This window comes from Acinetobacter sp. YH12201, assembly GCF_013418145.1.
Classification (GTDB): domain Bacteria; phylum Pseudomonadota; class Gammaproteobacteria; order Pseudomonadales; family Moraxellaceae; genus Acinetobacter.
On record NZ_VPCP01000076.1, the window covers coordinates 1 to 15,032 of the forward strand.

Here is a 15,032-nt window from a genome sequence, read left to right on the forward strand (position 1 = left end):
TGTTCCATTTTAGAGATTTGTTTAAGATAAGATATAACTCATTGAGATGTGTCATAGTATTCGTCGTTAGAAAACAATTATTGTGACATTATTTCAATGAGTTATCTATTTTTGTCGTGTACAGAGATTATTATAGAAGCCCCCATGAATAAATCGCTCATCATTTTCGGCATCGTCAACATAACCTCGGACAGTTTCTCCGATGGAGGCCGGTATCTGGCGCCAGACGCAGCCATTGCGCAGGCGCGTAAGCTGATGGCCGAGGGGGCAGATGTGATCGACCTCGGTCCGGCATCCAGCAATCCCGACGCCGCGCCTGTTTCGTCCGACACAGAAATCGCGCGTATCGCGCCGGTGCTGGACGCGCTCAAGGCAGATGGCATTCCCGTCTCGCTCGACAGTTATCAACCCGCGACGCAAGCCTATGCCTTGTCGCGTGGTGTGGCCTATCTCAATGATATTCGCGGTTTTCCAGACGCTGCGTTCTATCCGCAATTGGCGAAATCATCTGCCAAACTCGTCGTTATGCATTCGGTGCAAGACGGGCAGGCAGATCGGCGCGAGGCACCCGCTGGCGACATCATGGATCACATTGCGGCGTTCTTTGACGCGCGCATCGCGGCGCTGACGGGTGCCGGTATCAAACGCAACCGCCTTGTCCTTGATCCCGGCATGGGGTTTTTTCTGGGGGCTGCTCCCGAAACCTCGCTCTCGGTGCTGGCGCGGTTCGATGAATTGCGGCTGCGCTTCGATTTGCCGGTGCTTCTGTCTGTTTCGCGCAAATCCTTTCTGCGCGCGCTCACAGGCCGTGGTCCGGGGGATGTCGGGGCCGCGACACTCGCTGCAGAGCTTGCCGCCGCCGCAGGTGGAGCTGACTTCATCCGCACACACGAGCCGCGCCCCTTGCGCGACGGGCTGGCGGTATTGGCGGCGCTGAAAGAAACCGCAAGAATTCGTTAACTGCACATTCGGGATATTTCTCTATATTCGCGGTTCAGCAGGCATGTCCCCTTTGAGGGCGACCCGACGACAGGATAATCGACCTTATGGTGCGCAAATATTTCGGCACAGACGGTATTCGTGGCAAAGCCAACGAAGGCGCGATGACGGCGGAAACCGCCTTGCGCGTCGGCATGGCGGCTGGCCGTGTCTTTCGTCGCGGTGACCACCGCCATCGTGTCGTGATCGGCAAGGATACGCGCCTGTCGGGCTATATGCTTGAACCCGCGCTCACAGCCGGTTTCACCTCGATGGGCATGGACGTATTCCTTTTTGGCCCGCTGCCGACAACGTAATAGGAAGAATAAACGCCCTTTTCACCCAAGTCCAAATTAATTTGCCGATTCCATAATCAGGGTGTATTACAATTCCATAGAGTTTTTCAATCCAGGTGGTTTAGCTGATAACTTAACGATTGATCAGCTTCTTCGTGAAGATTACTCGCCATGGGCGCGCAATAAAAGGATATCTGCCACGTTCAAAGAAGCGCATTTTATTGAAAAATATGGGTCAGGCATCAAACGAATCCAAGAAGGCTTCGCATCCTATGGTCTGCGTCCCCCTGTCTTTGAAAATTTCCAGCACGGTTTTCGAGTTATTGTCTCATCAAAGCTACTTTTCGAATCTAATGAGGGAGTAAGTGAGGGAGTAAATCTACTATTTAATCAGATAAGAACTAATCCAGGAAAGCGTGCACCATTTTTAGTAAACGAGCTATTAGTTCCTGTCAAGATAGTAGAGCGGTGGCTCAAAATCTTAAGAGATGATCATAAAATCGAGTTTCGAGGAGCTCCTAAAAGTGGAGGATACTGGCTAAAATAGAAATCAATGATACTCTTAAGTGGCACCAATCGAACTCCTATTTTAGCATTTAAAAAAGTATCCTCACATCATTTTATTGAACAATACCTAAGGCTGCTCTGGCGGCATTGATATGATTATCGTCGTTGCACTCTACCGCAAAAGCGCCATATGCTAATGGAGCTGCAGCAGCCCTCTCTATAGATTGTTCGTAGAGCCTATCCCATATCGTTCCGCCTTGTTTAGCATACTCCGTTATCAAACTCTTCAGGCTATCCTCTCCAAAAACCGATACGTGACCAGAAAAGTCCAGTGCAGGATCACCCATATGCGCAGTAGACCAATCTATGATACCAGAGGTCTTACCTTCCTTCGAGGTTAAGACATGCCCTGCATAGAGATCGCCATGGATGAAACAAGTGAATTCAGGCCACAAAGGGTCATTGTCCAACCATCTACGGTATCTGTTTTCCAACGGCTCGCTGATACCTATCTCAGATTTCACCAAGTGGATACGGTCAGCTATTTCGGTCCTCAATTCACTTGGAGTCATTATTTTCAAGTTGCTCTTTCTCACATCGTCAGCTGTAATACGATGTAATTCGGCCAATGATTTTGCCAGAGACTCCACATAAGCTATGCTATCGCGATCTATGTTCCAAGAAACCTCATGTGTTATCGCATCGAATGTCAGAGCAGGCGCATCCTCCAGTAAAGGGTAGGCTATTAGGCGCTCCGATACAATTTTCCAATCAGGGACATTGATCGACAGGTTTCTTTTGGCTAAATCCAATATTCTACTTTCATTTTCGATTTGTTCAAGCATATCGCTTCTTCGAGGTATACGGAGTACCCAGTTCTCACCGTTTACTTCCTTTACAAAGGCAACTCTAAAGTCGATGCCCATCTCATTGACGCTCATCTCTTCCGAAATTCTCAGCCCATGCTCTAGGGCTAATGTTTGCATATCTTCGATTGTCATTTCTATACTGTTTTCTTTTATTAAATTGGTACCAGTTCCCCCGACAGGACATTCTGAATGTCATATACAGGTGTAACACTTTACCCATATTCTTTTCGTATGGATAACACTTCCCATCAGGGAACAAAAATCTGATACATGAATTAATTGTGAGACAGTAGACCTACTGTCGCATTGAAGCCATCTCGGCGACTATTTGATTAGGAAAACCAAGGCTTTGCCATCATAGCCTTATCATAGAAGTATAACATAGTTGTAAAGATAGAAAATTATTTTTTATTCATCCATGATGTTATTATTTTATAATAACATCATCTAAACATGTCCTGTCGCTCTTTTGTGCTGTGATATTTCATACCTATTAACTGCTTTCGTTTGAATTATACGACGTTCTACTCACAATAGGGCAAGGGTTACTCATTCCGTAGGATGCGGTTCACGTATAGGAAGAATAAACGCCCTTTTCACCCAAGTCCAACAGCTTTGGACCGCAGTTGACTCTTTCGACACCCCTGCGATGCAACCCAATCCGGCTGACGGGGAGCCAGCAACGCTGAAAATTTACCCTCCTCTTTCCCACTAGCGGCTCCTTTTCCGACAACCAGCACGGCGGATCCCTGCCGCGGCGCTGTGAACGCAGCATTTTGATTGGTATCGTTGGCCTTCAGGCTCGTCAGTCAAACAGACCCAGGAGCAGCTCAGCCGGTGGCGCCCGGCTTTCGGGTAACGCCCTGGTCCCGCTGGTTTCGGCTTTGTGCTTCAGGTGATCAAGGATCTGCTTGATCACTATAGGGTCTTCAATGCAGGACTGTATTTACATAAAGCAAGCGCCTTACCCGCTTGTGTTTTGATTTTTTTTGAAACAAATTGTCTTAAGGTTTCTGTGTCCTTAGTGCAATCCATAACTTGCATGTTTTCAATAAGGTCTGCCTCCCAAAGAATCTGAAAATCTTTTCCATCTATTTTTTCAGGCGTATGATGGTTTCCAACTATATAACATACTCTTTCAATTACGAATGGTTCATAATTATGTTCATTTAATATATTTCTTGCAATTGGTACTCCTTCCTGCTCTTGGAGATGTCCCTCCATTGATCCATATTTGCGTAATGCTTCCACAGAACCTATGTCGTGTAAAACAGCACTTAACTCTATAATACAACCAGTCTGACTGTCTACATTTTCTCTTTCAATAATCGTCCGTGTATTTTCTAACACCTTCATTGTGTGATCGACGCCATATGGTACAGTTCTGAAAATATTTTTCATCTCTTTGATTACTTGGTCTAATTTCTCTGATTCTCCTATGTCCTTATATTTCATATCACATTATTTTCTGCTAAGGTCTCAAGAATAAAAAAATCAGGCAATGAACCTATGTTAAGTAATCTTTTTGGTGGCTTTGGTTGATATTGGTTGAAAAGCACAATGACCAAGATGTTAATCCTGGTCTTTGGTTTTTAAGAAAACAAAATTGTATTTTCTTTTCGCTGTATCTCCGAGATGATATGATTTAATGAAGATACCATTTCGTATTTAGTTTACAATATTTCCTTTTATAAAAGAAAATTGCGTAGTATGATTATTGGTAGTGTTTCAAAAAGTATGCTGAAGAAAAAGCCGATTGGATTTTGATAAAATAGAGAAATGCAAATAACTCTAGCAATCAAATGTCCAACCTGCCTCAGTGATAGTATAAAGAAAAATGGTATCAAAGTAGATGGGAAACAAAACTATCAGTGCAAAGACTGTAAACGTCAGTTTATTGGTGATCATGCACTGAGCTATCTAGGATGTAAGTCAGGTATTACTCGTAAAATATTACAGTTGATGGTCAGAGGCAGCGGTATACGAGATATTGCTGAAGTTGAGCGCATCAGTATCGGTAAAGTTTTACGTACTTTAACTGAATCAACCTATGAAATTCAGCCTCAGCAAAGTCATTATGAATCTCTCGAAGTAGATGAGTTCTGGAATTTTGTTGGAAATAAAAAGAATAAACAATGGCTTATTTTTGTTCAAAAGTCATATTTTACCTCGGAGAAACCGGACATTTTTATTGGTGAGAATATAGACACTTTAAATGGGTTCTAACACTCTCGTTTCGTATAACAGCCATTATGTTAAATGAATGATAATTGACATTTTGTTCATTAATACTGATATGCAACGAATTTTATTATATGTCACCCCTCAATTACAAATATAAATGACTGCTCGTCTAATCATCTCCATTACACAATTAAATGTTAAAATGCATAGCTACTTCATCTAAGATAAAATATATGTATCCAAATCTACAGCACAGCTTCGAAAACAGCGTCATTCTCGTTGTAGAAGATGATTATGATATTGGTGACATTCTTGAAAAATACATAAAAAATGAAAACATGCAGGTCATCCGTGCATTGGATGGACAACAAGCTTTAGAGTGCCTAAAAGCCAACTCTATCGACCTGATTCTCCTTGATATTAAATTACCCAAACTAAATGGCTGGGAAATTCTACAAATCATCCGTCAAACAAGTCATTTACCTGTCATTATGCTGACTGCCTTAGATGATCAAGTGAATAAGATCATGGGGCTAAAAATGGGTGCTGATGACTTTATTATTAAGCCATTTAACCCAAACGAAGTGATTGCACGAATACAAGCCGTACTTAGACGAAGTACAAGCCAAAATATGGAAATAACTAATATTATTCGTTATAGAAATATTGAAATTAATCCAGATCATCATCAAGTTTACATTTCAAATGGTCAAAGAAATCAGTTGCTCAACCTTACGTTAACTGAGTATAAGATACTGTTTTTGATGGCAAAAACACCGAATAAAGTCTTTACACGTAATGAATTGATCCAAAACTGTATGCCTGAAAGTGATGCTTTAGATCGCACTGTAGATAGCCATATCAGCAAATTACGCAAAAAACTTGAAGAAAATGATGTAAATGGCTTATTAATCAATGTCCGTGGCGTGGGGTATCGCTTAGATCAAAATCATGAAATTTAACTTTTTTAAAAATTCTGTTGGAATTAACTTCCAGTTTATTATCATGATGAGCCTATTCAATTTAGGCATTACGCTGTTATCTTTCATGATTGGCTATTTTGTTTATAGCTGGGCGATAAAAATAGGTTTTCTAAATACACAAGTTATTAATTCAAATGAATTTTCAGTTACCTCCGTTGACTTTATCTGGCTGTTTTTAGTGCTATTAACAGGCTTTTTTCTTTCTACTATCCTCGCCTTTAAATATGGAAAACGCTATACACAGCCAATTAGTGATTTAGCAGATGTTATTCAACAAATTCAACAAGGCAATTTAGCACTCAGAATTAAACAGCCACATCATGATATTCCACATGAAATCAAGTCTCTTATTGAGAACTTCAATGAAATGGCAAACCAACTTGAAGTATCAGTTAAGAATTCAACTGTTTGGAATGCTGCAATTGCACATGAATTACGAACACCTGTGACAATATTACAAGGTCGCTTGCAAGGTATTGTCGATGGTATATTTATTGCCGATAAAGCTTTACACCTAAGCTTATTGAACCAAGTCGAAGGCTTATCTTACCTTGTGGAAGATTTACGGACACTGACACTTATTGAAAATAAACAATTACGATTAGAACTAGAAAAGACCAATTTAAAAAATAGTATTGAAAAATGTCTGCAGATGTTTAATGAACGGTTTCATGTTAAAGGTTTAACTATTGTTTTAAATTTGACGGATAAATTGGTTTGCGTTGATATAAGAAGGATGGAACAGGTCTTTATTGCATTGTTCTCTAACTTTCTAAGATATTCGAATGCTGGAAAAATAAATATTACATCTGTAACCACAGCAGAACATTGGGTATTGACGTTTGAAGATGAAGGTCCTGGTATTGATGAATCGCATCTTAAACACCTGTTCAAACCCTTCTATCGACTGGAAGACTCTAGATCATGTCTAGATGGCGGTACTGGATTAGGCTTGGCAGTGATTGATGCAATTATTGAAGCACACCAAGGTCATATTTATTATTCTAAATCCAAAAACTTAGGTGGCAGCTGTTTTACTATTCAACTAAATCGTAAGACATCAACTCATTTATAATGTGTTAAGTTCAGATTAATACGGCTTAATTTAAACCATAAATTTAAGATAAATTGATGTCTGAACTTAACCATTCTGTTTGATGATCCTCAAATAAATTTCATCACAATGAATTCTCATCTCGATATTTAGCTAGCATAAAAAATACCACAATGGAGAGTATCCCGATGATAATCCCTGCTGTTAATAATAAATTAACATGAGCTGAACTGAAGGCAATTTTACCTGCGTTAATCAATGCTGTACCTTGTTCAACGGGTAACTGGCTCGCCACTAAATAGGTATCACCAATCGAAAGTCTGGCTTTTTCTGCTAAAACAGCAGTTAAATCTGACGGCACTTGAAGATGACTGCCAAATATATAGGCCATGAAAACACCAAATAAAGTAATACCTAGTCCTGTACCCAGTTCATAACCTGTACTTTCAAGTGAACCTGCCGCACCGCCCTTTTCTGCAGGTACTGAGCCCATGATCGCAATGGATGAAGCTGTTAAACCAATACTCAGTGTTAATCCAATCGAAGCTAAAATAAAGGGAACGATGATTCCCGGATGATGAAAATCTGAATAACTCAAACTGACCAACGCAATTGCTGCCAATATTAATGACATGGTCGCAACCAGACGGAGTCCAAATTTATTGGATAAAAAACCAGCAATAGGCCCGCCAATAGCGGCCGCAACCATAATCGGAACCATAAAAAGACCGGCTTGCAGCGGTGTTAAACGAATGACATATTGCAGCTCCATTGCCAAAGTTAACTCAACCCCTGCCAAAGCGCCTGCAGCAACCATTGCCATAATAATGCCGGCTAAAATAGCAGGACGTGAAAATAGCGAAAGATCTAGCATCGGCTGAGGAGAATTCAGCTGTTTGCGTACAAATATGGTTAATAAGCCGATAGATAAAACGACCAAAGGCAAGACAATCAACAACGACTGTTTACCGCCTAAGCCTGCTTTTAGTGCATATACAAACGAAATCAAACCGACAATCAGCAATAGCGCTTGACCAAATGCCCAATGTCCAGGGGTTATAGCTTCTTTTCGGGACAATAAGAAATAGCACATTGGTGCGACAACCAGCATGATTGGGACGTTAATCAGGAAAACTGAACCCCACCAGAAATATTCTAACAATCCCCCACCAATGAGCGGTCCAATGGCGGCACCGGCTGATCCGATTGTGCCCCAAATACCCAGCGCAATGGCACGTTCGCGACTGTCTTCGAAGGTTCTGCGAATAATACCCAATACACAGGGCATAATCATGGCACCGCCTAATGCTAATAAAGCACGTGCGGCAATCAGCATAGAAGCCGTTTGGGAAAATGCCGCAAGGACTGAGGCAATTCCAAATATAACCAAGCCAATCAGCAGAATCTTACGATTGCCGACACGATCAGCCAAAGTTCCCATCGGAACTAAAAGTCCAGCCATAAGTAATGGATAAATATCAATAATCCATAAGACTTGGTTACTTGTGGCACTCAGCGATTGGGTTAATGAGGGAACCGCAACATGCAGTACAGTCATATCAATCACAATCGGCAGAAATGCAAGCACGACAGCGAGCAATATCCACCAGCGTTTCGGATCAAGATTGGTAGCTTTCATGATTAAACCTATATTGATGGTTTATTAAATCAATTCTGAAATAAAGATGTAAATGAAAGATTTGTTGTGGGCTAAACTCGTTAACCCACAGCTTTTATTCTCAGTTTTGATGCTTAATGTGCCGCTTTACGTTTCGAGAATTTCTCAACCATGCTCATGACGACAATAAAGAAAATCGGTACAAAAATAACAGCTAGAATTGTTGCGCTGATCATGCCGCCAAAGACGCCTGTACCAATCGCTTTTTGAGTTTCAGAACTAGCGCCACTGGCAATGACTAAAGGAATAACGCCACAGGTAAATGCCAAAGATGTCATTAGGATTGGACGTAAGCGCAATTTAGCGGCTGCAACGGTTGCCTCCACTAAACCCATTCCTTCTTCTCTTAGTGCTTTTGCAAACTCAACAATCAAAATAGCATTCTTTGCAGATAGACCAATAATCGTGATCATGCCGACCTTAAAGAAAATATCATTTGGCATACCACGTAACATTACTGCTAAAAAGGCGCCAATCAACCCTAGAGGGACAACTAGCATCACAGAGAATGGAATTGACCAGCTTTCATAAAGCGCTGCCAAGACAAGGAAAACGACTAACATCGACAACAGTAATAAAAACAAGGTTTGTGATTCCGACTGTTTTTCTTCTAGAGAAATCCCAGTCCACTCATAACCCACACCTTTCGGAAGTTGTTCAATCAAATTTTCCATCTCAGTCATGGCTTGTCCTGAAGATATACCTGCTGCTGGACTGCCAGAAATACTCAATGATGGACGACCGTTGTAACGATTGTATTGTTGTGGGGAATGTTGCCAAATTGGAGTAATTATTTCAGACATTGAAACCAATTTACCGCTTTGACTGTTCACCTTAATCTGAAGAATATCTTCAATACTCATGCGTGATTTGGCATCAAGTTGCACAATGACTTGCTGCATACGGTCATGATTTGGAAAATCATTGATATACATCGAACCCATTGAGGTTGAAATAATATCGGTCACATCACTGAAATTAACACCTAATGCCTGCAATTTATCTCTATCAATTTTAAGCTGTACAGAACTGCCATCTGGCAAACCTTCAGGATAGACCTCCGCCACGATTTTACTTTGTGCTGCTAATGCTAAAAGCTGATCTTGTGCTTCTCTTAAAGCAGGCATGCCAATATTGCCACGATCTAATAATCTCAGTGAAAAACCAGATGAGTTACCCAATTCATCAATTGCTGGTGGTAACACAGACATGGTTTGACCTTCTGAACTTTCAGCCATCGCTATATTGGCATTATTCACGACTTCTTGTGCCGTAATAGTACGCTCTTCGAATGGCAATAGATTGGTAAAATACATCGCTGTATTCTGACCAGATCCACTAAAACCAAAACCTAAGACCGCCATATTGTCTTTAATCCCCGTTTCTTGGTCTAAATAATTTTGAAACTCAGCAACGACTTTACGGGTACGTTCTTGAGTTGCATCCGCAGGAAGTTGAATCGAAGTCATAAACCACCCCTGATCTTCTTCTGGCATAAACGCAGTCGGAACGTGTTTAAAACTAAAAATCAGCACAATGACAATGCCTAAGAAACATAACATTGCGAGGGTTTTATGTTTAATTACTTTAAATAAACTGCGTTCATAGCGATTGTTCAGCTTCTCAAAACTGCGATCAAACGATGCAAAAACACCCTTTTTCTGATGGTCTTGATCAATCGGTTTTAACATCGTTGCACATAACGCAGGGGTTAATGTCAGTGCAAGGAAAGCTGAGAATAAAATTGAAACCGACATGGTAATGGTGAACTGACGATAGATAATCCCCACTGAGCCTGACGCCAATGCCATCGGCAAGAATACAGCGGCTAACACTAAGGTGATGCCAATAATCGGATTGGTAATTTCCTTCATGGCTTTAGATGTGGCTTCAACTGGAGATAAGCCTTCTGTCGCCATAATGCGTTCAACATTCTCAATGACCACAATCGCATCATCGACAATAATCCCGATCGCAAGCACCATACCGAACATGGTCAGCACATTAATCGAAAAACCAGCAAGCAGCATGACTGAGAATGTGCCAAGCAATGCAATCGGTGCAACAATCGCCGGAATTAAGGTGTATCGAACATTGTGTAAAAAGATAAACATGACAATAAAAACTAATGCCATAGCTTCAAGCAATGTCATGATTACTTTTTCAATCGAGATTTTTACAAAAGGTGCAGTGTCGTAAGGTATAGAGAATTTCATACCATCAGGCAGTGCTGAACCTAACTGTTCAATTTTCGCTTTAACACCTTCTGCAGTCTTGACAGCGTTGGCACCAGGACTCATTTGTATCGCCACAGCTGTAGAGGCTTTGCCATTTTCTAAAATCGCAAAGTTATACATCTGTGCCCCGATTTCGACACGAGCGACATCCGACAGTCGAACATTGGCGCCATTTTGTTGAGCACGTAAACTAATTTTCTTGAATTGCTCTACAGTTTCTAATTGACCTTGAGCAGTTAAAGGAATAGTAATTTGTTGCCCCGTCAAAGCAGGAACATCACCAATACGACCTGGTGATATCGGCAAGTTTTGGTTTTGGATGGCTGTATTCACATCTTGAATACTCAATCCATAAGAAACCAAACGATCTGGATCGACCCAAATCCGCATGGCTTTTTCAGCACCAAAATTTTGGACTTTACCAACACCGTCAACCCGCTTTAATTCTTCAATCACATAGCGAGTCATATAGTCACTGACATCAATTTCACTATATTTGCCATTCGGTGAACTTAAGCCCACCATCATTAAAAAACCAGACGACGCAGCATCGACCATCAGCCCTTGTTGTCGCACTGTTTGAGGTAAGCGTGACTCAATGGCTTTAATTTTGTTTTGCACATCAATTTGTGCAAGTTCTACATCTGTACCTGGTTTAAATGTTGCGGTGATTGTTGCTGTTCCAGAACTATCTGAACTTGAACTGTAATAAAGTAAGTTTTTGACACCTGACATTTCCCGCTCAATCAAGGTCACAACACTATCATTCAATGTTTTTGGCGTAGCACCTGGATAGATTGCCGTAATACTAATCTGTGGTGGCGCAACACTTGGGAATCGTGCAATAGGTAACTTGGGGATGCTTAGTACACCCAACAGAATAATAAATAAAGCAATCACCCATGCAAAAATAGGACGCCTAATGAAAAATTGGGACATTATTGCTGTCCTCCATTTTCCTTAATATTTGTAGGTTGCCACTGCTTAATTTTTAATTTTTGCTCAGGCTGTATACGATCAGCCCCTTCAACAATGACTTTCTCACCTGCTTGTAACCCTTGTTTGATCACATAGTTATTTTGATAACGTTGACCAAGCTGAACAGGCTTGCTTTGCGCTAAACCTTTTTGATTAACAATCGTAACATTGGCTTTACCACTAATATCATGTTGAATCGCTTGTTCTGGAACTAGGAGCGCATTTTCAACTTGAGCTCGGCTCATATTGACTCGAACATACATGCCTGGCAAAAGTTTTTGATTTTCATTATTGGCTAAAATACGGATTGTGACATCACCCGTATCAGGATCAACTTTAGTATCCGAAAATAGGATTTCACCTGTAACGTTATAAGGTTTACCCTGACTATTTAGGATTTCAACCGTATGTTTGGTATTTGACACGTCACCTTGCTGTAAAGCTTCCTGTAGTTTTTCATAATCACTAATTGATTGCTTTACATCAACATAGACTTTATTAATCTGTTGTATTACGGCCATTGCATTAGTATCACCTTGACCAACTAATGCACCCTCAGTCACTAAGATTTCACCAATCGTTCCCGAGATAGGGGCTGTAACAGTCGCATATTTAAGATTAAGTTGTTGTCTGCTTAACATGGCTTGCATTTGCGCCACATCGGCTTTTGCTTTTTGATAATCTGCTTCGGTATTGTTGTATTCCTGCTGACTAACCGCATTTACTTTTACTAATTCAGTGTAGCGTTTTAACAGCACCTGCAAACGTGTCACCTCAGCTTGTGCACGGTTTAAAGTGGCTTGATTGCTTTTTACATCTGCCTGAAATATTTCAGAATTCAATTTAAAAAGCGGTTGACCTGCTTGCACATAAGAGCCTTGCTTAAAAAGTACTTTATCAACAATTCCACCTACTTGCGGGCGAATTTCAGCAATACGGTAAGCGACAACACGGCCTGGAAGATTTTCAATTAAATTCATGGAATGCGGTAATACCGTGATGGTACTGACAACCGCTGGTGGCATTTCTGTTGGGGACTGTTCAGCATCTTTGGCTTGTGTACAGCCGATTAAAAGTACAGTTGTAATAAGTATTGAACCTATTAAATGATAATGTGTTGACATGCTTTTTCAGAGGGGGGGTTTTAGATACTACTATTTTGAAATAGCAGTGTTTATGAATTGCTGATGTTGTGTGGAGATTGTGTGGAGATTGTGTGGAGAGATTAAAAGATTTATTTTTTAATGACACGCTTAAACAGCGTGGCTTGTAAATTAGTATAAATAATTTTGTTGTTCTACAATTTTGATCGTATCTTAGTTTTTTCTCATAGTTCATGAACTTTAAAATTCTAAACCAAGACTAATATTTATATAAGCAATTGAAAATACAATACATAGTTTCTTTATACACTTATGAAGTGAACTTTAGGTGAACATAAGTTAAATAGAAATTTTTAATTAGTTCAGCACAAACGTACAATCTTTAAGGCCTATAACTCGATACCGTTCTCTCTTTGATGTTTATTGCTATCTAATTGAGTGAACTCTGTGGAAATATTTCTTTATACATTAAGCGTTATGTATAGCCCAGGCCCTGTAAATTTTATGGGGCTAAATTCTGGCCTTACAGGTCAATTAAAAAAGACTATAGGATTTTACCTAGGCATTGGTTTCGCCATGTTGATCTTATTCGTATTGTTTGGCTATATAGGTGAAGCTGTTATTCCACATGGATTGATTCATTATATTGCTTTAGCGGGTGCAATTTATACATTCTACTTGGCTATAAAAATGATTAGGGCGAATGTAGAAACAACTCAACAGCAAGAAAGCCATCTAACATTCTTAAATGGCTTATTTATTCAGTTATTAAATCCAAAAGCCATTCTCGTCATTCTACCTGTTACGACAATTATGTACCCTGCAGCCAAAATCACAGGAATCATGATCTTGATAGTTTCTTTACTGATTTCACTTGGTGCTGTTGGCGCACCATTCACCTATGCTCTGGTTGGAAAAGTATTAGGCAACAAAATTGCTAATCCTATCTGGTTTAATCGGCTAAATAAGCTGATGGGTATACTCTTGATTTTATCAGGGCTTTTTATGTTCAAAGATTTTCTTAATGGAATAAATCTGCTGTAGGACAAATTAGCCGTTCAAATCGAACGGCTATCTTTTAATATTTATCATTTTCCATTGAGTGGGAGTTAAACCAAATGTTTTTATAAAATGTCTGGTCATATGACTCTGATCAAAAAAGCCTGCATTTAAAGCAGCATTAACAATAGACTCCCCTTGAGCAAGGTAGAACTTAACTGTTTCTAAGCGACGCATGATCATATAACGGTGTGGGCTAGTTCCAAATAATAATCGGAAATCACGAGAAAGGCTCCAGCGGTCACGATCAGCATGTTTCTCTAAATCTGACAAACTTAAGTTTTCATGTGGATACGCCAAAATACACTCACGCGCTCTCTCTGCTGCCTTGTAGTCAAATTTTTTGTTTTGGTTAGATGAAGTATCTGAAATTTCACACAGTGTAGTTGCCAAATCAAATAGAGCATCTTCCTCTTCTAGGGTATCCATATAATTATTTATATTATTTAGAAAGCTATCCATTGCCCTAAACAGGCGAATATCATTACTTAAGCCATGTCTGATAAAAGGCAAAGGTTTACCCTTTAAAATGGTTTGGATCATCGCTGGTTCGGTGTAAATCATTCTATAGCGATAGCCATCTAATGTTCCTGATTCACCATCATGCTTTTCATCCGGGTGTAGAACCATAGTCATGCCTGGCAAGCTATGTTGCAATGTACCTTTGTAATGAAAGTTTTGAACTCCGGAAAGAGTCCTGCCAATAGCATAAGTATCATGTCGGTGAGGTTTATAAGCATAATTGGAAAGAAATGCTTCAATTCTTTCTAATTTATGATTTTGAGTGGGGGATCTCACAATCCAATTATTTCCACTGGAGAAATCAGGCATAATTGATGGCCAATTTTTCGTAGATTCTATTGTAGATTATTTTTCACTTTTCCTAAAATTAACATAATACACGTTATACGTAATGCTTGATATTTCTCTTTAAATATCATTATATTAAAGCAAGCCGTTCTGAAATATAGGGCACCAGCAGAGCGGCTTTTTATTGATTATTCATGTTCCACGCTTAAAATTCGAACAGTGTTTCATGATTTTTATAAGTTAAACTAAATTTAGTTGCTAATCCCAATAAGCTATTCACTAACTTGTAAATATCG

Annotated in this window: 11 protein-coding genes and 2 pseudogenes; 7 read left to right on the forward strand and 6 right to left on the reverse strand. The window is 40.1% G+C overall.

The window, feature by feature from the left end; genetic code table 11:
* Nucleotides 1-144 precede the first annotated feature (144 nt).
* From sul2 to FTU91_RS13155, 3 genes are all read left to right on the forward strand, one after another.
* A complete protein-coding gene (sul2, locus tag FTU91_RS13145; RefSeq protein WP_001043260.1) occupies nt 145-960 on the forward strand; it encodes a sulfonamide-resistant dihydropteroate synthase Sul2 in 816 nt (271 codons plus the stop codon).
* An 86-nt stretch (nt 961-1,046) separates the two neighbouring features.
* Nucleotides 1,047-1,295: a phosphoglucosamine mutase gene (locus FTU91_RS13150; RefSeq protein ID WP_071830581.1), complete on the forward strand. Its 249-nt coding sequence runs from the start codon at nt 1,047-1,049 to the stop codon at nt 1,293-1,295.
* Between the two features lie 61 nt (nt 1,296-1,356).
* Nucleotides 1,357-1,821: an ATP-binding protein gene (locus FTU91_RS13155; protein ID WP_071830580.1), complete on the forward strand. Its 465-nt coding sequence runs from the start codon at nt 1,357-1,359 to the stop codon at nt 1,819-1,821.
* A 73-nt stretch (nt 1,822-1,894) separates the two neighbouring features.
* Here the strand turns inward: FTU91_RS13155 and mph are convergent, their stop codons facing one another.
* Both mph and FTU91_RS13170 read right to left on the reverse strand, forming a co-directional pair.
* Nucleotides 1,895-2,782, reverse strand: a complete 888-nt coding sequence (mph, locus tag FTU91_RS13160) for an Mph(E)/Mph(G) family macrolide 2'-phosphotransferase (protein WP_071830579.1) — start codon at nt 2,780-2,782, stop codon at nt 1,895-1,897.
* Between the two features lie 969 nt (nt 2,783-3,751).
* Nucleotides 3,752-4,105: pseudogene (locus tag FTU91_RS13170) on the reverse strand (HD domain-containing protein); the annotation flags it as partial.
* A gap of 324 nt (nt 4,106-4,429) precedes the next feature.
* Between FTU91_RS13170 and FTU91_RS13175 the strand changes: the two are divergent.
* From FTU91_RS13175 to adeS, 3 genes and pseudogenes are all read left to right on the forward strand, one after another.
* Nucleotides 4,430-4,798 (forward strand): annotated as a pseudogene (locus FTU91_RS13175) (IS1-like element ISAba3 family transposase); the annotation flags it as partial.
* Nucleotides 4,799-5,067: 269 nt separating this feature from the next.
* Nucleotides 5,068-5,796, forward strand: coding sequence for an efflux system response regulator transcription factor AdeR (gene adeR, locus FTU91_RS13180; protein ID WP_032073130.1), 729 nt, complete (start codon nt 5,068-5,070; stop codon nt 5,794-5,796).
* The gene (gene adeS, locus FTU91_RS13185; RefSeq protein WP_032073131.1) at nt 5,786-6,892 is read left to right on the forward strand and encodes a two-component sensor histidine kinase AdeS; all 1,107 of its coding nucleotides are present in this window, start codon (nt 5,786-5,788) and stop codon (nt 6,890-6,892) included. The genes adeR and adeS overlap by 11 nt, the downstream gene beginning before the upstream one ends.
* Nucleotides 6,893-6,995: 103 nt before the next feature.
* Here adeS and FTU91_RS13190 read toward each other — a convergent pair whose 3' ends face one another.
* The 3 genes from FTU91_RS13190 to FTU91_RS13200 form a co-directional block, all read right to left on the reverse strand.
* Nucleotides 6,996-8,510, reverse strand: a complete 1,515-nt coding sequence (locus FTU91_RS13190) for an MFS transporter (RefSeq protein ID WP_032073148.1) — start codon at nt 8,508-8,510, stop codon at nt 6,996-6,998.
* 113 nt (nt 8,511-8,623) lie between these two features.
* Nucleotides 8,624-11,728: a multidrug efflux RND transporter permease subunit gene (locus FTU91_RS13195; RefSeq protein WP_270915313.1), complete on the reverse strand. Its 3,105-nt coding sequence runs from the start codon at nt 11,726-11,728 to the stop codon at nt 8,624-8,626.
* Nucleotides 11,725-12,888, reverse strand: a complete 1,164-nt coding sequence (locus FTU91_RS13200) for an efflux RND transporter periplasmic adaptor subunit (protein WP_032073150.1) — start codon at nt 12,886-12,888, stop codon at nt 11,725-11,727. Before FTU91_RS13200 ends, FTU91_RS13195 begins: the two co-directional genes overlap by 4 nt.
* Nucleotides 12,889-13,314: 426 nt before the next feature.
* Here FTU91_RS13200 and FTU91_RS13205 point away from each other — a divergent pair, with 426 nt between their 5' ends.
* Entirely contained in the window at nt 13,315-13,911 is a 597-nt protein-coding gene (locus FTU91_RS13205) for a LysE family translocator (RefSeq protein ID WP_074163998.1), read from the forward strand.
* A 27-nt stretch (nt 13,912-13,938) separates the two neighbouring features.
* On the opposite strand, the gene FTU91_RS13210 is transcribed toward FTU91_RS13205, so the two are convergent.
* Nucleotides 13,939-14,757, reverse strand: a complete 819-nt coding sequence (locus tag FTU91_RS13210) for an AraC family transcriptional regulator (protein ID WP_096902758.1) — start codon at nt 14,755-14,757, stop codon at nt 13,939-13,941.
* Nucleotides 14,758-15,032: the final 275 nt, after the last annotated feature.